The 19,469-nt window shown below is 39.3% G+C and carries 17 protein-coding genes and 1 tRNA gene; 4 read left to right on the forward strand and 14 right to left on the reverse strand.

The genetic code is table 11. The features are described from left to right. Nucleotides 1-412 precede the first annotated feature (412 nt). The 14 genes from K1I61_RS03560 to cshA all read right to left on the reverse strand — a co-directional run bounded on the left by K1I61_RS03560 (nucleotide 413) and on the right by cshA (nucleotide 14,368). Entirely contained in the window at nucleotides 413-1,198 is a 786-nt protein-coding gene (locus K1I61_RS03560) for an ABC transporter permease (protein ID WP_223333237.1), read from the reverse strand. Nucleotide 1,199: 1 nt separating this feature from the next. Then, entirely contained in the window at nucleotides 1,200-2,018 is an 819-nt protein-coding gene (locus tag K1I61_RS03565) for an ABC transporter permease (RefSeq protein ID WP_223333240.1), read from the reverse strand. A 1-nt stretch (nucleotide 2,019) separates the two neighbouring features. Further along, nucleotides 2,020-3,012: an ABC transporter ATP-binding protein gene (locus tag K1I61_RS03570; protein ID WP_223333243.1), complete on the reverse strand. Its 993-nt coding sequence runs from the start codon at nucleotides 3,010-3,012 to the stop codon at nucleotides 2,020-2,022. Nucleotides 3,013-3,359: 347 nt separating this feature from the next. Continuing rightward, nucleotides 3,360-4,292, reverse strand: a complete 933-nt coding sequence (locus K1I61_RS03575; RefSeq protein WP_223333244.1) for an alpha/beta fold hydrolase — start codon at nucleotides 4,290-4,292, stop codon at nucleotides 3,360-3,362. A gap of 130 nt (nucleotides 4,293-4,422) precedes the next feature. Then, on the reverse strand, nucleotides 4,423-5,304 hold the full coding sequence (locus K1I61_RS03580) for a class II fructose-bisphosphate aldolase (protein ID WP_033688381.1): 882 nt from the start codon (nucleotides 5,302-5,304) through the stop codon (nucleotides 4,423-4,425). A 147-nt stretch (nucleotides 5,305-5,451) separates the two neighbouring features. Next, the gene (gene vncS / locus K1I61_RS03585) at nucleotides 5,452-6,771 is read right to left on the reverse strand and encodes a sensor histidine kinase VncS (protein ID WP_223333245.1); all 1,320 of its coding nucleotides are present in this window, start codon (nucleotides 6,769-6,771) and stop codon (nucleotides 5,452-5,454) included. Continuing rightward, on the reverse strand, nucleotides 6,768-7,424 hold the full coding sequence (vncR, locus tag K1I61_RS03590) for a response regulator transcription factor VncR (protein ID WP_223333246.1): 657 nt from the start codon (nucleotides 7,422-7,424) through the stop codon (nucleotides 6,768-6,770). The genes vncS and vncR overlap by 4 nt, the downstream gene beginning before the upstream one ends. Nucleotides 7,425-7,494: 70 nt before the next feature. Next, nucleotides 7,495-8,874: an ABC transporter permease subunit Vex3 gene (gene vex3, locus K1I61_RS03595; RefSeq protein ID WP_223333247.1), complete on the reverse strand. Its 1,380-nt coding sequence runs from the start codon at nucleotides 8,872-8,874 to the stop codon at nucleotides 7,495-7,497. 47 nt (nucleotides 8,875-8,921) lie between these two features. Continuing rightward, nucleotides 8,922-9,569: an ABC transporter ATP-binding subunit Vex2 gene (vex2, locus tag K1I61_RS03600; RefSeq protein ID WP_223333250.1), complete on the reverse strand. Its 648-nt coding sequence runs from the start codon at nucleotides 9,567-9,569 to the stop codon at nucleotides 8,922-8,924. 13 nt (nucleotides 9,570-9,582) lie between these two features. Continuing rightward, entirely contained in the window at nucleotides 9,583-10,860 is a 1,278-nt protein-coding gene (locus K1I61_RS03605) for an ABC transporter permease (protein WP_223333252.1), read from the reverse strand. A gap of 134 nt (nucleotides 10,861-10,994) precedes the next feature. Then, nucleotides 10,995-11,080, reverse strand: a tRNA-Leu gene (locus tag K1I61_RS03610). Between the two features lie 77 nt (nucleotides 11,081-11,157). After that, the gene (locus K1I61_RS03615; RefSeq protein ID WP_223333254.1) at nucleotides 11,158-11,733 is read right to left on the reverse strand and encodes a cysteine hydrolase family protein; all 576 of its coding nucleotides are present in this window, start codon (nucleotides 11,731-11,733) and stop codon (nucleotides 11,158-11,160) included. Next, nucleotides 11,733-12,521, reverse strand: coding sequence for a GTP-sensing pleiotropic transcriptional regulator CodY (gene codY / locus K1I61_RS03620; protein ID WP_016466100.1), 789 nt, complete (start codon nucleotides 12,519-12,521; stop codon nucleotides 11,733-11,735). Before codY ends, K1I61_RS03615 begins: the two co-directional genes overlap by 1 nt. A 272-nt stretch (nucleotides 12,522-12,793) precedes the next feature. Next, on the reverse strand, nucleotides 12,794-14,368 hold the full coding sequence (gene cshA, locus K1I61_RS03625; RefSeq protein ID WP_223333256.1) for a degradosome RNA helicase CshA: 1,575 nt from the start codon (nucleotides 14,366-14,368) through the stop codon (nucleotides 12,794-12,796). Between the two features lie 342 nt (nucleotides 14,369-14,710). Between cshA and K1I61_RS03630 the strand changes: the two genes are divergently transcribed. The 4 genes from K1I61_RS03630 (at nucleotide 14,711) to K1I61_RS03645 (ending at nucleotide 19,448) form a co-directional block, all read left to right on the forward strand. Next, the gene (locus K1I61_RS03630) at nucleotides 14,711-16,027 is read left to right on the forward strand and encodes an FAD-containing oxidoreductase (protein ID WP_223333258.1); all 1,317 of its coding nucleotides are present in this window, start codon (nucleotides 14,711-14,713) and stop codon (nucleotides 16,025-16,027) included. Between the two features lie 97 nt (nucleotides 16,028-16,124). Next, nucleotides 16,125-17,468 (forward strand): lipid II isoglutaminyl synthase subunit MurT, encoded by a 1,344-nt coding sequence (gene murT, locus K1I61_RS03635; protein WP_223333260.1) that lies wholly within the window; start codon nucleotides 16,125-16,127, stop codon nucleotides 17,466-17,468. Beyond that, a complete protein-coding gene (gene gatD, locus K1I61_RS03640) occupies nucleotides 17,468-18,250 on the forward strand; it encodes a lipid II isoglutaminyl synthase subunit GatD (protein ID WP_223333262.1) in 783 nt (260 codons plus the stop codon). The genes murT and gatD overlap by 1 nt, the downstream gene beginning before the upstream one ends. 115 nt (nucleotides 18,251-18,365) lie before the next feature. Further along, on the forward strand, nucleotides 18,366-19,448 hold the full coding sequence (locus tag K1I61_RS03645; RefSeq protein WP_223333264.1) for a M24 family metallopeptidase: 1,083 nt from the start codon (nucleotides 18,366-18,368) through the stop codon (nucleotides 19,446-19,448). Nucleotides 19,449-19,469 lie beyond the last annotated feature (21 nt).

Raw genomic sequence — 19,469 nt, forward strand, 5'->3', positions numbered from 1 at the left:
TTATTTAACTTCCAATAGATAGAAAACTTTAACTTTGCTAGCCTTTGTTATAAAAAGTTTTACTAAGTATTATCTAGGAAATAGAGTAGTACATTTATATATAATTGTTAGCTCTCTGAAAAATAGTATATCAATTAAAAAAATTTAAGTCAAGAGAAATTAACGCGGGTTAATTTTTTTTTTAATCCATGTTAACAAATGATCTAATCGATAAATATTATAGTTAACTGGGTACAATATAGACTCATTCCTACCATCAAAAATATTATCAATCAACTGGAATAACTACCAAAATCGCAAAAAGTGGTATGGATAGAATTTATGTCTTCATAAACATGCAAAAACAACCGCAATAATTTTCAACGGTTGTTTGTAACATACTTAATTTTTAAATCTCATCCTATATTATCTCTTACGATCCCGCACTTTCGTAGGCATCTAAGCCCTTGTCCCATAGTTTCAAAGAAATGACAAAGAAGACAAGGGAAATCAGAATCAAACCACCAATATTAAAGAGTCCATCCTTGTCCTGCAAGAAATAGCTGGCAGGATAGTAGGCTGTAAAGGCGAAAGGTACAATAAAGCTAATTAACCAACGAAGGAGCGAATTGTAAATAGAAATCGGGTACTTGGCAAAATCATTAAACATATAGAAAATGTAAATCATGGCACCTGACTGCTTGGTCCAAAAAGCGATGCTGGCTGTCGCGATTTTTAAGGAAGTATAGATCAAGGTCGCAAAAGGAATACAAACTAGAAAAATCAGGAATTTTGGAAGAGTCCAAGCAATGCTAGTCGCCGTTGTCGCTAGTAAAATTCCACCGACCAAAAGTTCACCCAAGGCATCAATCTGAAAGGTCTCAACGAGGATGTGAAAGAGAGGATTGATAGGACGCGTCAGGTACTTGTCAAACTCTCCTTTTCGCACCAAACGTTGTCCCAGAGCCCAGAGATTGTCAAAAAAGAGATGGTCCAGTCCCTTGGGAATCAAGGAAAATCCATAGATAAAGGCGATTTCTTGAAAAGTCCAGCCTTCTAGCGAGGGGATGTGTTGAAAGAGCACATTGAGAAACAAGAGGTTCAGGCCTTGAGTCAGAAAAACTCCCAGCACACCAACCACAAAATCTACCTTGTATTCCATGATTTGTTTGATGTATTGTCTGATAAAAATGAGATGCATGCGTTGATATTTTTTCATCCTAACCTCCCTGAATGGTGATAAATGACTGGACTCGTTTCCAAATCAACTGAGACAAGCCCACCATCACTATAAGCCAGAAAAACTGAAGCAAAAGTGCTTGAAGAATCTGACTGGCATCGTATTTCCCAACAATAATCATGACCGGAGTGTAAATTAAGGATGAGAAAGGCAATAAGGACAGAATATCTGAAACGATTTTCGGAAAGAAAGCCAAGGGAATTAAACTTCCAGACATAAAGGCCACTATTGAAGTCTTGAGTAGGTTGGAACCCCATAGATTTTTAAACACAAAAGCTGAAAATCCAAAGCAGATATTAAAGAAAAAGTTAATCAGATAAGCCAGAGTTAAGCTAAAGAGATAAAGGACAGTTAATCCCAGCACTTCTACAATACCTTGCCCAGATAAGATTTTCATCAAAACAATGACACTTAAAAATGGCAGTCCAACAGAGATAAAAATCAACCACTTGGAGCCAAGTTCGGTAAAGAGGTAAGAGGCCGCAAAATGCACTGGTCGCAACAAACGCATGATAATGGAACCATCCTTGACCTCCTCCCCAATCATAAAGGAGCTATCCGACCTGGTCAACAGATTGGTCACAAAACTCATGATGATGTAGAAAGTGATATCTGCCATACTGAAGCCCTGAATCAAGGACTCTTGCGAAGAATCAAAGACAGCCTTCCAGAGATAAAAGGCCACAAAAACCCCCATGACATCACCAATCCGATAGAGAATAAAGTTGACTCGATAGGTAATCAATTCCTGAATCCCCGCATTGATAAAGGGTTTATAACGTCTCCACAATTTGACCATCCTAGAGCTCCTTTCGATAGAAGCGACGGATAATATCTTCAATATCCGTATCTACCATCTTCAAATCACGGACTTCAAAATCAGATAGGATTTGCTTGATAATATCAGCTGACTGGTAGCGGGAACTATTGAATTCAATAGTCAGGTTGTTTCCTTGTCTATCAATGGATATATCAGGCAAGCCCTCATAATGAGAGATGGGATGACTTTGACCTGGCGTCAGCTCAAAGGAAAGAGTCTTCATCTTGCCAAAGGTCTCCTTGAGCTGGCTCACCGTTCCATCAAAAATCTCTTGCCCCTTGTCAATCATAAAAATCCGATCACAGAGTTGCTCAATGTCACTCAGATCGTGAGTGGTCAAGAGAATAGTTGTTTCTTCCTCTTGATTGATTTGAGTAATAGCCCGGCGAATGTTATCCTTGACCGACACATCCAAACCAATGGTCGGCTCATCTAAAAAGAGAACTTTGGGATTGTGAAGCAAGGAAGCTGCAATATCCGCCCGCATCCGTTGTCCCAGTGAAAGAGTCCGCACAGGATCCTTGATAAATTCCTTCAAATCCAAAACTTCATTCAAAAAGTCCATGCGCTTATGGAAAAGCGAGTCTGGCACATCGTAAATCTCCTTCAAGACCGTGTAGGTCTCTTGCAGTGCCAAATCCCACCATAGCTGGGTACGTTGTCCGAAAACGACTCCAATATCCTTGACATAATCTTGGCGATTATCCTGGGGAATCTTGCCGTTAATCCGACAATAGCCAGATGTCGGCTTTAAAATCCCTGTCAGCATTTTGATGGTTGTCGACTTCCCAGCACCATTTGCTCCGATAAAGCCTAAAATTTGGCCTTTTGGAACTTCAAAGGTCAAATCCTTGACCGCTTCAAAGGTCTGCTTTTCAGGATGAATAAAGGAGCGCAAAGCCCCCTTCAAGCCTGGTTCCTTTACTGTCTTCACAAAATTTTTCTGAAGATGTTCCACTTCTATCATTGCCATAAATCTCTCCCTATAGCAAGGAATAGCAACATTGTATTTTTAACTACAAATATCTAAATCCTTACTTTCTACGCCTTCTCAATATTATTACAGAAGGCTTTATACCAACCTATTATAGTCCAATAAAAACTAGAATGCAAGCGTTTGCCTATGGATTGTAAAATTAGAGATTTTTCTCTTAAAATAATACTTTTAAACAAAAATTCTGGTTTCATCGTTTCCTTAGGACATACAAAAAAACCGCCCAATGGGCAGGTTTTTGTTAAGAAAAAATTTACTATTCTACTGTTAATCCTTCATTATTTAATTAACGTCATAAGTCTAAAATTTAAAAAATCTCTAAACCATCAATTACTCTTTAAAAAATCTTCAATCTGCGAAACTATTTCATGACTTTGATAATGATAGAGGTCGTGAGGCGCATCCATATAGACGACTTGAATATTAGACTGGTCACTAGAAAATTTCTCTGCATAATGCTGCCATTCTGATTGGCTAAAGGTCGTGCCTTCACCGTTAGAAACTAGTAATAAGGTGGGAATTTTCGGATTGATGCTAGAGGGAACTTTCTTAGCATTTTCCTTTACCAAACGGGATTCATGAAGCATGGCTTGTGACATCAACTGCTTATATGCTAGTAATTTATATTGTTGTCGTTCAGTTTCAGTCAGAGTTGGATTTTTTATATAAAAGGACTCAGGGAAATAGCGTAATAAACCAATCTTACTGCTCCAATAAGCCACAGTAAGCAAGGCCTGATTATCCTTTAAATCCTCATAACTTGCTGGTAACGCCCAATCCAGACCAACCAAGGCTTTCACCTCATCAGGATACTTTTCCTGCCAAGCCAGACTTTCAAGACTAGCCATTGAATGAGACAGAATGATAAAAGGTCCTGATATATTTGCTTGTGATAGAGCTTGACGTGTCTCAGACAAAACTTCCATCACGTCTCTGGATTGATTACTATCCTCGCTATAACCATAGCCAGCCCGCTCCACGATGACTACCTTATATTTTTTTGATAAGGAATCCGACACATTCTTAAAGTCCAAGATTGGGGAAGCAATTCCAGCACCTGATAGAACTACTATTGTCTCTGGACCATCCCCCTCAACGTAAACATTGATTTTGTGGCCATTAACGAGAACAGTTTTACCCATAGGAGTTAGAGAGGCTTGTTCCTTTTCTAAGCTGATACGATGAAAGATAAATGTCCCTACTAAAAACAAGATAAGGAAACTAAGAAGGACAAGGGCTGATTTTTTCAGTATTTTCATAGCATTATTGTACAAAAATTAGACTCTTTTAGCAACTTAAGTTAAAGAACTTTCCAGTATAATCTGTATATATCCAGAAACAAAAAACCCACCTTCACAGGCGGGTTTCGTTTTGTATTGTTCAGCTAGATTAAGCTTTACCTTCTGAACCGAATACGTCGATACGTTCTTCAACTGATGCTTGGATAGCTTTTACACCGTCAGCCAAGAATTTACGTGGGTCGAAGAGTTTCTTCTTGTCATATTCTGCTTCGTTTGCTTCGTAGTCACGAGCAAATTTACGAGTTGCGTTAGCGAATGCGATTTGGCATTCAGTGTTAACGTTAACTTTAGCAACACCAAGTTTGATAGCTGCTTGGATTTGCTCATCAGGAATACCTGATCCACCGTGCAATACGATTGGGAAGCCTGGAAGAGCTTCTGTCAATTTTTGCAAGTGGTCAAGGTCAAGACCTTCCCAGTTTGCAGGGTAAGGACCGTGGATGTTACCAATACCAGCTGCCAAGAAGTCAATACCAGTTGCAACCATTGCTTTAGCGTCTTCGATTGGAGCCAATTCACCTTTACCGATGATTCCGTCTTCTTCACCACCGATAGTACCAACTTCAGCTTCTACTGAGATACCTTTAGCGTGTGCTTTTTCAACTACGTCTTTAGCCAATTTAAGGTTTTCTTCAACTGGAAGGTGTGAACCGTCAAACATGATTGAAGTGTAACCAACTTCGATACACTCAAGTGCATCTTCGTAGTGACCGTGGTCAAGGTGGATAGCTACTGGTACAGTGATACCCATTGATTCTACAAGGTTAGCGATCAAGTTGCGAGCAACTTTGTAACCACCCATGTATTTAGCAGCACCCATTGAAGTTTGGATCAAAACTGGAGCTTTTTTAGCTTCTGCTGCGCGCAAGATAGCTTGAGTCCACTCAAGGTTGTTTGTGTTAAATCCACCAACTGCATAACCGTTGTCACGAGCTGCTTGGACAAATTTTTCTGCTGAAACGATTGCCATTTTATCAGGCCTCCTGTATATTTTTATGGGATATCCCATTTACATTGTTCATTTTATCACTTTTTGACAAAAAAATCTAGTTTTTCCTGTAGTTTAGATTTAATTTCTTCTATCTAAAAATATGGAACTCTCCTCAAAGTCCTAATCTTACAGGTCTTTAGGTAGGTTCATATAAAAGGCTAAGTGGTCTTCATAGCGTTCAAATCGATAGTCAATTTCTTCGTTTTCCAATAAACTTTTGACTACGAAGAGTCCCAAACCAGCTCCCTTACTTTGTCGACTAGAAACCGTAAAGGATTGTTCAAACTTATCTTGCTCCTCAGGAGTACAGGCGTTCTCAATGAAAACCCAGCCATCTTCTGTCCCAATTTTTAGATAACCACCTTGAACAGAGTGTTTCACAGCATTACTGATAAGATTGGAAAGAATCAGCTTTAGTACCGAAGGATTTAGATAAGTTTGTTGGTCAGTCAGTTGATTCACAACTGAGATTTCCCTCTCTTTGGCTAATAAATCATAATCCTTTAAGAGAAAATCTGTCATTTCAAGAAGGTTGATTTGTTCTTTCTTATCTCGCAATTCTTGCACTGAAGAAAGGGATAAGATTTGCTGGACATGGTGAGTCAAATCATCCACAATACCCAAAGAAACTCCCAGATAATGGTCCCGATCTTTATAGCGCCCAATATTGGCTTTCATATTCTCCAGAAGAATCTTTAGACTAGCTAGAGGCGTTTTCAGTTCGTGGGAAGCTCCTCGTAAAAACTCAACCTTCATCTTTTCCAGCTGGAGAATGGCCTCGTTTTTCTCATGCAAATCTGCAATCACAGTCAAGAGATGCTGATAAAGGCTGTTGATTTGTTCTTTAAGATCGCCAATTTCATCCTTAGAATCCACGCGCAACCTCACTTCTGCATCCAAATCCATCATCCGTCGAGTCACTCGTTTGATTTCCAAAATAGGAGCAACAATGGTTCTAGCATAGATAAAGGCGATGAGGAGCGAAATGATAAAAGACGCTAATAGCGTATAAGGCAGAAATTGAAGACTGATGTTTTCTGCTTCTTTCTGCAAATCCATAGAAGCTAAAAACTGTAAGGTCATCGTCTGACCATCCTTGGTTTGAACTTCTCTTTCCTCAATAACTAAAGAAGCCGTTTGTCGTTGTTTATCAACGGGAAGATTATCATTGACTTCCAACTTATCCTGAGTCATCTCTCCCTTAACAGCTCCCTTAATATCACTACTTTTAGAATAAAGTTCAAGGACTTCCTGAATAGCTTGACTGTCCTTTCCTTGGAGGGACTGGGAAATTTCTGTAGCCTTTTGCCCGATGCTCTCCTGACGGTGACTGAGATAGGTCGGAGGAAAGAGGAAGTAGATGGCCAAATGCAAACAAATGACCAAGGTAGAAAATACCGAGAAGGTATAGATAAAAATTTTTTTAAATAAACCTGAACGTCTCATTTTCTCTCCAATTTATAACCAACATTGCGCACGGTAAGAATACAGTCTAAATCCAATTTTTTCCGTAATTCCTTGATATAGACATCGATCACTCTGTCAAAAGGAACCTCATCTGTCATCTTCCATACAGCATCGATAATCTGCGACCGTGTTAAGGCTCGACCTTCATTTTTAACCAGATAGTCTAAAATTTCCAGTTCTTTTGCATTCACTGCAACTTCTTGACCAGCCACTTTGGCGCTATAGCTGTCAAAGTCTACCTCGGTGTCTCTATACGTAAAAATACGACCGGTATCATAATAACGTTTAAAGATGGCATCCACTCGTACTTTTAACAAAGATAGAGAAAAAGGCTTTTCCAAATAACCATCTGCTAATGCAGCAAAGGCACTCATCTTATATTCCTCGTCCTGAAAGGCTGTCAACATCAAGACCGGAACTTGGCTGCTTTTACGGATTTCTGACAAAACCTCTAAACCATTGAGTTTCGGCATTTGGATATCTAAGAGAACCAAGGCAACTTGGTGATTGGAAAATTTTTCTAAGGCCTCAAGGCCATCTGCTGCCTGAATGGTTTCATAGCCACAATCCGTCAAATAATCACTAATTCCCTCGCGAATCATGTCTTCATCTTCTACAATTAGAATTTTCATATAAATCCTTTTCTATCAAAAATGCTACCTATATTATATCTCATTTGACTGAGAATAGGTAGCAGGTTTTTTATTCACTATCTATCAAAAGTTCTTTTGGTTGTTTAAAGAGGAGATTGCTTGAAGCAAGTGCCATAACTAATACCACAAGAACCAATCCAAGTACAAAGATGATAGCAAAGTCAGAAGGTTGAATGGAAATATCCAAACTTGAAAGTGTCTTGCTAAAGCCGTCGACTTCTGCACCACCACCAAGATTAGAGGCTTGGGCTGCCTTACTAGCCTGCTTAGCCACATCTGATGTGACATTTGCAAGAACAGTATTTCCAATAGTACGAGCAGTATAGTTGGCTAGGAAATAAGCTGAAATTAGTGCTGGAATTGCAATCATAACTGCTTCTGTGATAAATTGTCCTAGAATACTTGCTTGTTTTAGACCAATTGAAAGGAGAATTCCAACCTCTTTACGACGGGCGTTAATCCATAGTGTCAGTAAGAGAGCAAGTAGAAGAACAGAGAAGCTCAAGCTACCCCAGAAGAGAAGATTAGCCATCTTGTACATGCCTGAGATAGATTGTTCAAGGGCAGGATAGTTAGATGAACTCTTAATCAAGCTATACATCTTCCAGTTGATGCCGTTGATAGACCCTAATTCTTGCATGACAGTATCTAGGTTCTTATCTCCAGCTACAAAGAAGGTAGCATCTCCATAAATAGCTGTATCTTCTGTATAACCATAGAGTTGGGCAGCTGTGTGAATATCTGTGATAGCTGTATTCTCATAAAGTTCTTGTGAATAGGTCACAGCAGATTTGTTATGTCCATCAAAAAGTCCTTTAATCGTTACTTCTACTGTTTCCTTGGCTCCTTTTTCATTATCTGCATCGTAGATATTGGAGTTCAGTTTGACCTTGTCTCCAACCTTCCAGCCGTGTTTAGCAGCCAAGTCTTTGTGCATGAGAATCTGGTATTTGTCGTCATTGGTTAAATGCTCACCTTCGACTAGTTTGTAAGAGCCTGACACAAATTTGTCTTCTTTAGAAGAGTCATTGACCCCTGTTATCATCAAGCTACTTCCAAAACGTTGAGCTCGATCTGCAGTTAGATTTTTCTTGGTTTCAGGCGTTTCAATCAGTTCATAGCCTGTCAAATCACCGATAGCATTAATCCGTTTGATGTAGGATTCAATGGCCTTATTCTCGGTAATTTTTTTGATATCTTCACCCTTGATATTCCCAGCACCACGTGGAGTTCCTTGATTGACCCTACGATTGATTTGCATGGAGAAACTATTGGTGATATTTTTAAAGGTTTCTTGAGAAGCCTTGGCTGTTGCTCCCTTGATAGACAAGCCGACCAAACTCAAACTAGCCATCAAGAGAATGATAAGAAAGATCACAATAGACTTGAAAAATTTTCTTGTGACGTAGGCAAATGCGTTGTGTAACATAAGATTCCTTTCTAGATTTACTTCCGTTTTTAATATGTTTAAAAGTTTTAGTTACTATTTTTCCTTGTTTCAGTCAATTTCTTATTCTTCAATTCAAGTGTAATATCTGACGCCTGTGCTACTTCCTTGCTGTGGGTCACAACGATCACACACTTGCCTGTTTTCTCAGCGAGAGATTTGAGCAGGTCAATAATATCTCCAGCAGTCTTAGGATCCAAGTTTCCTGTTGGTTCATCTGCTAAAATCACTGGTGCTTCCGATACAAGGCTACGAGCAATGGCAACACGTTGTTGCTGCCCTCCTGATAATTGGAGAACATTCCGCTTGATTTGACTTTCATCTAAACCAAGTTCAAGAAGGGTATCCTTGCTAGCTTTTTTATTAACCAAGCGGATATTTTCCAGTGGAGAAAGATAATCAATCAAATTATAGTTTTGGAAAACTAGAGAGATATGGTGCATACGATGATAAGAATAACCTTGTTCACGAATATCCTTGCCTTCGAATAAGATAGCTCCTTCGACTGGGCTATCAAGTCCTGCTAATAGAGATAAGAGTGTTGACTTCCCAGCTCCTGATTCTCCGATAATACTATAAAACTTGCCAGGTTCAAAATCGTAATTGATTTTATATAATACTGCTTCTGCAGTGTTCTTGTAACGATAAGTAAGATCTTGTAATTGTAGTAAAGTCATGATTTCTCCTTCATTAACTAATAGATGATAAAATTTCTTTCGGTGATTTTCTAAATAAAAATAGGAAACAAAGTGCAACTGACAAGCAGCTAATTATAAGTAGGAAAATATAAGATTCTCCAAATGATAGAAGACTTGTTGTAAGATTCGTTGTCTTTGTCAGAGTATCTTGTAGTGCAGCTTGGTCACCGCTTGCTAGTACAGTCTTCAAGAGATAGGAAGTAATGGCATTTCCAGCTACAAATGCTGGCAGAATAGATGCCAATGAAACTAGGATGACTTCCAGGCAAAATTGGCTAAAGATTGCTATTTTCCCTTTACCTAGTGCCAATAAAATACCAACCTCGTAGACTCGCTCTCGTAACCAAAGTGACAAGACCAAGATCAGCGCTCCTACACCAGCAATCATAATGCCATAGAGGAAAATCTGTAGGAAGGTTTGGAAGGTCGAAACCGAATCCTTGATTTGTTCAAAGGCCTTGTTTTCCTTTTCAACTTGGAACCCTTGGTTTTCCAGAGATAACTTTTCAATCTCTTGAATGATACTATCCATATCTTTTGGATTTTCTAGATAGAAACGAGCAGCAGTTACTTGAACTTCCTTATTTCCAAGAAGAGTTTGGCTACTTTCGAAGTCTGTATAGACCGTGTTTTCACTAAAATCTGAGCTAAGACCAGTGAATTTTTCTTGCTTCTGACCTGAGAAAATACCTACGATTTCATAGTCTAGCTTTTGTCCACTATTTCCTTCAACTTGTCCAGGATTTAAACTAATCTTATCCCCAAGTTTTAAGTTATTCTTCTTAGCTAATTCTTCATGGACTAGGATTTTCTGACTATCTCCTTTTTCTAGGTGTCTTCCTTCTTTAAGGGTAAAGGCGGAACTTGTAAAAGAAACATCCTTGGAAGAGTCTTCTAATGCAATCAAACTGATAAGATTTTTTTCAGCCTCTGTCAAATCATCCCTTTGGATACTTTGTTCTCCAGTAACGACTTCTTTGTCAGTTAACTTAGCTATTGTTTCTAGCTCAGGAGAAATCTTTTCAAGCCCCTTTATATTTTTAAGGTCATCTAGTTGAGACAGTTGAAAGGTCTGATCTGCTTCTATTCTTTTAATAGAAAAAGATGTATTCAGAGAGCGATAAAGATTATTTTCTACTGTTTTGTTAGACTTCATGAGCGTCAAACAAGCCGATATTCCAGCCAATAAGACAAATAGAATCAGGAATAATATGAGACTTCTCAGTCGTTTTCTGCTGACGTAAGCCCAAGCTCTTTGAGTGGGATTCATATAGCACCTCCATATTTGTAAAACCATTATAATATTCAAATATGAAATGTTTATGAAATACCAAAAAAAGAGCAAAAATATTTTTGCTCTTTTTGATGAAAAATAAAAAGCTAGCCAAAGCTAGCTCACTACTATGCGGAGAGAGGGACTTGAACCCTCACGACCTAAAGCGGTCACAGGATCCTTAGTCCTGCGCGTCTGCCAATTCCGCCATCCCCGCGTCGATTACTTTACTAGTATATCAACTTTGAAAAAAATTGTCAAGACTTTTTTCAGATTTTTTCATCTTGAAATGTATTATTCTGTAATTTCAAGCAAATTTTCATCAACCAATTTCGCACCAAGTGTATTCTTGAAATGTCCAAGTGCAAAGGCATGATTTTCAGGCCAAATGGAAGCTACTGCCGGTTTGACAACTTCTATCTGGTAACCAAGATTATAAGCATCAATGGCCGTATGCAAGACACAGATATCTGTAAGAACTCCCGTCAAAATGACAGTATCCACTTTACGCTCTCTGAGACGGATATCCAAATCAGTCCCAGAAAATGCTGAATAGTGACGCTTATCCATCCAGAAAACACGACTATCATCAGCATGTTCCTGATAGAATTCGGCTAGCTTGCCATACAAGTTTCGTCCACTAGTCCCAATAATATTATGAGGCGGGAATAGTTTACTTTCAGGATGAAAAACATCATTTTCTTCATGGGCATCGATGGTAAAAAAGACATAATCTCCACGTTCAAAAGCCTTTTGGGTCACCCCATATATATCATCAGATATTGCTTGAGCTGGAGCACCCGCAGTCAGTTTCCCATGATCCGCTACAAAATCTTCTGTATAGTCAATAGAAATTAAAGCCTTAGCCATTAATAGTCCCTCTTTTTCACTTCTTCAAAAATATCTGGAATTAGAACTTTGAGATAAGTTCCTTTCATACCAAGAGAACGACTCTCAATAATCCCTGCCGATTCAAGTTTACGAAGGGCATTAACAATTACAGAACGAGTGATACCGATACGGTCTGCAATGACTGAAGCTGTTAATTGACCTTCATTACCATTTAATTCAGCTAGAATAGCCGATACTGCTCTAAGTTCAGAGTAAGAAAGGGTATTAACCGCCATAGTTACAGCCGTACGACGACGAATATTTTTCTCATCTTCTTCACGTTGGAAGTTTAAGAGTTGAATTCCTACTACTGTGCTGGCAATCTCAACCAGAATCAAATCATCTTCTTCAAACTTCTTATCATTACGCCAAATAATCAATGAACCCAAGCGAATACCAGAGACATGGATTGGAGCAATCGTTGTCAAACCATCTGGGAAATCAGAACGACTCTCAGTTGGGAAAATTGTCAAATCATGCTCTACTGGAAGATTGGCCTCCGTATCGTAGATCATGTTTGCACCTTGCACATAATCTTCTGGGAAAGTCTTTGATTGGAAGAATTGCTCTACTCGGTCATTATTAGTTTTGTAGCGCATAAAGTAGCCCAACAAACGACCCTTGCTATTCACAATACAAGCATTACAGTCAATAATGTCTGCTAATTGACGTGTAATGGCATTATAAGGAAGCTCATCTTGTAATTGCTCCTCCGAACGCTTTAAAATTGATGTGATTTTTCTTGTTTTTTCTAATAAATGTGCCATTTTTTACCTCGCATATAATCGCTTTCATTATATCATAAAATTCTGACTTTTTCAACAATTATCTGAAAATTGTTTATTGAATTGCAATTCAAGTGTATTCGAAAATTTTTCCTATTTTTTATTATTTTCTTATTGACAGTATTTTATTTTTTTGATAAGATAATATTACAAGATAACAAATTTATAAATACAAACTTCTCGTATTACTTTTCATATGACTCTCGGTCTCCTTATATATAAAAGCGATCCACCTCAGTGAACCGCTTTTTTTGTTATTTATCTCCTTTGTTACGAATAACAAAGCCTGTTTTCTTCTCGCTTGAAGTATTGCGTGGTTTTTTAGTATCCTTGCGGTAACGCTTTTCTTTATCAAAGCGATCCTTTGACCGTCCACCTTTACGATAGTCATCACGACGTCCATTGCCACGGCGATCACGATCTCTACGGTCATCCCCACGACGGCCTCCTCGACCACCCTTGCCTTTGCCACCGAAGCCACCACCAGATGGTTTAAATGGTAAAGGTTTTTCACGTGCAATCTCAACCTCAGGAAGACTATCTGGGTCTTGAACAGTTAAGCTGAGGATATACATGGCCAATTCTTCAGGACTGAATTCTGATGCTAATTGACGAGCATCCTTGCCAAACTTTTCAAAATTGCTACGAATCTCCTCATTCGCAAAATCACGTTCAATTTTCTTCAGTGCAACCTGCTTCTTCGCTTGGAAGGCTTCTTCTGCACTTGCAGGCTTGAGACCTTTCATGCGTTTCTTAGTCAAGTTCTCAATGATTTGGAGATAACCCATTTCATTAGGTGAAACGAAGGTAATAGACTGACCTGACTTACCTGCACGTCCTGTACGACCAATACGGTGAACATAACTCTCAGGGTCTTGTGGGATATCGTAGTTGTAGACATGAGTCACACCTGAAATATCCAAACCACGAGCAGCTACGTCTGTTGCAACGAGGACATCAAGATTGCCATTTTTAAAATCACGAAGGACACGAAGACGTTTGTTTTGGTCCAAATCTCCATGGATACCTTCTGCACGGAAACCACGGATTTTAAGTCCACGAGTTAACTCGTCTACACGACGTTTGGTACGACCGAAGACAATAGACAACTCAGGTTGATCAACATCCATGAGACGAGTCATGGTGTCGAATTTTTCTTGTTCCTTAACGCGGATATAGTACTGGTCTACTAGTTCTGTTGTTAATTCTTTTGCAGCAATCTTTACATGCTCAGGTTCTTTCATGAACTGAACACCAATACGTTTGATAGCATCTGGCATAGTCGCTGAAAAGAGCAAGGTTTGACGATTTTCTGGTACACGAGAGATGATATCTTCAATATCTTCAAGGAATCCCATGTTCAGCATTTCATCTGCTTCATCTAAAATCAAGGTTTCAATATCATGCAATTTCAAGGCCTTGCGTTTAATCAAGTCAAGTAAACGTCCCGGTGTTCCTACAACGATGTGAGCACCTGATTTAAGAGCCTTGATTTGTTTTTCAATGCTTGAACCACCATAGACTGAACGAACTTTTACACCTTTACTACGACCAAATCGGAAAAGCTCTTCTTGACTTTGAACAGCCAGTTCACGAGTTGGGGCAATCACCAAAGCTTGGATAGTTGCTTCTTCTGTACGAATTTTTTCAAGGGTTGGCAAGCCAAAGGCTGCTGTTTTCCCTGTACCAGTCTGTGCTTGACCGATAACATCTTTTCCTTCAAGAGCCAAAGGAATGGTTTGCTCTTGGATAGGACTTGCTTCTACAAATCCTGCTTTATCAACTTCTGCTAAAAGGTCAGCAGACAAGTTAAATTCATTAAATTTCACGTTTTTCTTCTTTCTAAAGGTGGTGCGAAGCCACCCTATAGCGCTTAGTTTATACTTTTCTTTTCATGACGGTTTTCCATATCTTTATATGAAAGATCGTGTTGCTTCTTTTCCACTAAAGAAAAGTACTGCTTTCTTTGCAACCTATCTAGTATAACACAAGAGAGGGCCAAAAGATAGTCTAACCACTTGATTAAATTATGTAAACGATTTTTCTATTTTTTGAACTTGATTCTCAAAAGCTTTCGTAAGACTAATTTAGTCCAATATTTTTTCCCGTAGCAGAATTGTGAAAAAATTTTTTTCTTGTGTTAGAATGAAAACAAACAGGAGGATTTAAAAATGTTAACATACGATTTAATTGTTATTGGATTTGGTAAGGCAGGTAAAACTCTTGCTGCCAAACTAGCTTCAGCTGGTAAAAAAGTTGCCCTTATCGAACGCAACAAGGCTATGTACGGTGGAACTTGTATCAACATCGGTTGTATTCCAACTAAAACCTTGTTAGTTGCTGCAGAAAAGGACTTGTCATTTGACGAGGTCATGGCAACTAAAAACACTGTTACTACACGCCTCAATGGTAAAAACTATGCTACTATCGCTGGTACTGGAGTTGATATCATTGATGCCGAAGCCCACTTTGTTTCTAATAAGGTCATCGAAATTCAAGCTGGTGATGAAAAACAAGAACTAACTGCTGAAACAATCGTCATTAACACTGGTGCTATTTCAAACGTTTTGCCTATTCCAGGACTGTCTACTAGCAAGAATGTCTTTGATTCAACTGGTATCCAAAACTTGGAACAATTACCAGAAAAACTCGGAATTCTTGGTGGTGGAAATATCGGTCTTGAGTTTGCTGGTCTCTACAATAAACTCGGAAGCAAGGTAACAGTCTTAGACGCTCTAGATACTTTCCTACCTCGCGCAGAACCTTCCATTGCTGCTCTTGCTAAACAATACATGGAAGAAGACGGCATTGAACTCCTTCAAAATATCCATACTACTGAAATCAAAAACGATGGTGACCAAGTTCTTGTCGTGACAGAGAATGAAACCTACCGTTTTGACGCCCTTCTCTACGCAACTGGACGTAAACCAAATGTAGAACCACTTCAACTTGAAAATACAGATATTGAACTAACTGAACGTGGTGCTATCAAGGTGGACAAACATTGTCAAACAAACATTCCTGGTGTCTTTGCAGTTGGAGATGTCAACGGTGGACTTCAATTTACCTACATTTCACTAGATGACTTCCGTGTTGTTTACAGCTACCTTGTTGGTGATGGCAGCTACACACTTGAAGACCGTCTCAATGTTCCAAACACCATGTTCATCACACCAGCACTTTCACAAGTTGGTTTGACTGAAAGCCAAGCAGCTGATTTGGAACTTCCATACGCTGTTAAGGAAATCCCAGTTGCTGCTATGCCTCGTGGTCATGTAAATGGTGACCTTCGTGGAGCTTTCAAAGCAGTTGTCAACACTGAAACTAAAGAAATTCTCGGGGCAACTATCTTTTCAGAAGGATCACAAGAAATCATCAACATTATTACTGTTGCTATGGACAACAAAATCCCATACACTTACTTCACAAAACAAATCTTCACTCACCCAACATTGGCTGAAAACTTGAATGACTTGTTTGCGATTTAAGCTAAGATACACTTATGAAAAAACAACCTCCTTAGGGTTGTTTTTTTATCCAAAATCTCAAATCTGTCTTTTTCAGCATTTATGATATAATAGAAACATGAAATTAAAAACTACTTTGGGCCTTCTTGCTGGGCGTTCTTCTCATTTTATTTTGAGTCGTCTTGGACGTGGAAGTACGCTCCCTGGAAAAATTGCCCTTCAATTTGATAAAGATATTTTACAACATTTAGCGAAAAACTACGAAATTGTTGTGGTAACTGGTACCAATGGGAAAACCTTGACGACCGCTCTCACTGTCGGTATCCTAAAGGAAATTTATGGTAAAGTGTTAACTAATCCTAGTGGTGCCAACATGATCACAGGGATTACGACTACTTTCTTGACTGCAAAATCTTCAAAAACTGGAAAAAATATAGCAGTTCTTGAAATCGACGAAGCTAGTCTCTCACATATCTGTGACTACATCCATCCTAGTCTTTTCGTTATCACCAATATTTTCCGCGATCAGATGGACCGATACGGTGAGATCTATACAACCTATAACATGATTTTGGATGCTATTCGAAAAGTTCCTACTGCTACTGTTCTGCTGAACGGTGATAGTCCGCTTTTCTATAAACCTGCAATTCAAAATCCTGTTCAATATTTTGGTTTTGATCTAGAAAAAGGTCCAGCGCAACTTGCTCACTACAATACTGAAGGTATTCTCTGCCCTGAATGTCAAAGTATTCTGAAATATGAGCTCAACACTTATGCTAACTTGGGAGCTTATATCTGTGAAAATTGTGGATGCAAGCGTCCTGACTTGGACTACCGTCTGACAGAATTGGTTGAGTTGACCAACAATCGTTCTCGTTTTATTATTGACGGTCAGGAATATGGTATTCAAATCGGTGGTCTCTACAACATCTACAATGCTCTGGCTGCAGTTGCTATCGCCCGTTACCTAGGCGCTGATTCTCAACTGATTAAGCAAGGATTTGACAAGAGTCGTGCTGTCTTTGGACGACAAGAAACCTTCCATATCGGTGACAAGGAATGCACACTGGTTCTTATTAAAAATCCTGTTGGTGCTACCCAGGCCATCGAAATGATCAAACTAGCTCCGTACCCATTTAGTCTATCTGTTCTCCTCAATGCCAACTATGCGGACGGGATTGATACCAGCTGGATTTGGGATGCTGACTTTGAGCAAATTACGGATATGGACATTCCTGAAATCAATGCGGGTGGAGTTCGTCATTCTGAAATTGCTCGTCGTCTACGTGTTACTGGCTATCCAGCTGACAAGATCACTGAAACAAGTAGCCTGGAACAAGTTCTCAAAACGATCGAAGCCCAAGACTGCAAGCATGCCTATATCCTTGCGACATATACGGCTATGCTAGAATTCCGAGAATTACTAGCCAATCGTCAGCTTGTTAGAAAGGAGATGAACTAATGGTTTATACTTCACTTTCCTCAAAAGACGGCAATTATCCTTACCAACTAAATATCGCCCACCTCTATGGGAATCTCATGAACACCTACGGAGATAATGGAAATATCCTCATGCTCAAGTACGTCGCTGAAAAGCTGGGTGCACATGTGATAGTTGATATCGTTTCGCTTCATGATAATTTCGATGAACATCACTACGATATTGCCTTTTTCGGTGGTGGTCAAGACTTTGAACAAAGTATCATTGCTGGTGATTTGCCAGATAAAAAAGAGAGCATTGACAACTTTATCCAAAATGATGGTGTCGTCCTTGCTATCTGTGGTGGCTTCCAGCTATTAGGCCAATACTATATTGAAGCTTCCGGAAGACGCATCGAAGGTCTAGGTGTCATGGGACATTACACACTCAACCAAACCAATAACCGATTCATTGGTGACATTAAGATTCATAATGAAGAGTTTAATGAAACTTATTATGGTTTTGAAAACCACCAAGGCCGTACCTTCCTCTCAGATGACCAAAAACCACTCGGTCAGGTTGTTTACGGAAATGGAAATAATGAAGAGAAAATCGAAGAAGGTGTTCACTATAAAAATGTTTTCGGTTCTTATTTCCACGGACCTATCCTATCTCGTAATGCCAACCTTGCCTATCGCTTGGTCACTACTGCTCTTAAGAAAAAATATGGTCAGGACATTGTTCTACCAACTTATGAGGATATTCTCAGCCAAGAAATCGCTGAAGAATATAGCGATGTTAAAAGCAAGGCAGACTTCAATTAATATTTAAATTCCAACATGCCATTAGCTGTTGGAATTTTTTTAGGTTCTTTTCTCCTTCTTCCTTGCATTTTCTCCTAATTTTTGCAAAAATAGAGGGGTAGAAAGAAGGTAGCATATGTCTAAATTACAACAAATCTTAACTTATCTTGAATCAGAAAAGCTAGACGTCGCTGTCGTATCTGATCCCGTCACTATTAACTACCTCACTGGCTTTTACAGTGATCCACACGAACGTCAAATGTTCCTTTTTGTCCTTGCAGATCAGGAACCGCTTCTCTTCGTTCCAGCACTTGAGGTTGAACGTGCAACTAGCACTGTCTCTTTCCCAGTAGTTGGCTACGTGGACTCTGAAAATCCTTGGAAGAAAATCCAAAACGCCTTGCCACAGCTTGATTTCAAACGTGTAGCAGTTGAGTTTGATAATCTCATCTTGACCAAATATCATGGCTTGAAAACAGTCTTTGAAACAGCCGAGTTTGACAACTTAACTCCATTGATCCAACGCATGCGCTTAATCAAATCTGCAGACGAAGTACAAAAGATGATGGTTGCAGGTGTCTATGCTGATAAGTCTGTCAAAGTTGGTTTTGACAATATCTCTCTTGATAATACGGAAACTGATATTATTGCGCAGATTGACTTTGCTATGAAACGTGAAGGCTACGAAATGAGCTTTGATACTATGGTTTTGACAGGTGATAACGCTGCAAATCCACATGGTATTCCTGGAGCCAACAAGGTCGAAAACAATGCCCTTCTCCTCTTTGACCTCGGTGTGATGGTGAATGGTTATGCATCCGATATGACTCGTACAGTCGCTGTTGGTAAACCTGACCAGTTCAAGAAAGATATTTACAACTTGACTCTTGAAGCCCAACAAGCTGCCCTTGACTTTATCAAACCTGGTGTGACGGCTCATGAAGTAGATCGAGCTGCTCGTGAAGTGATTGAAAAAGCTGGCTACGGTGAGTACTTCAACCACCGTCTCGGTCATGGTATCGGTATGGATGTCCACGAGTTCCCATCCATCATGGAAGGAAACGATATGGTTATCGAAGAAGGCATGTGCTTCTCAGTTGAGCCTGGTATCTACATACCTGGTAAAGTCGGTGTTCGTATCGAGGACTGCGGTGTTGTTACCAAAGATGGTTTCGATCTGTTTACAAGCACCAGCAAAGATTTGCTTTATTTTGACTAAAAAGTAAATTATAAAAAATAA

The sequence above is a fragment of the Streptococcus infantis genome (assembly GCF_019929665.1).
GTDB lineage: Bacteria > Bacillota > Bacilli > Lactobacillales > Streptococcaceae > Streptococcus > Streptococcus infantis_H.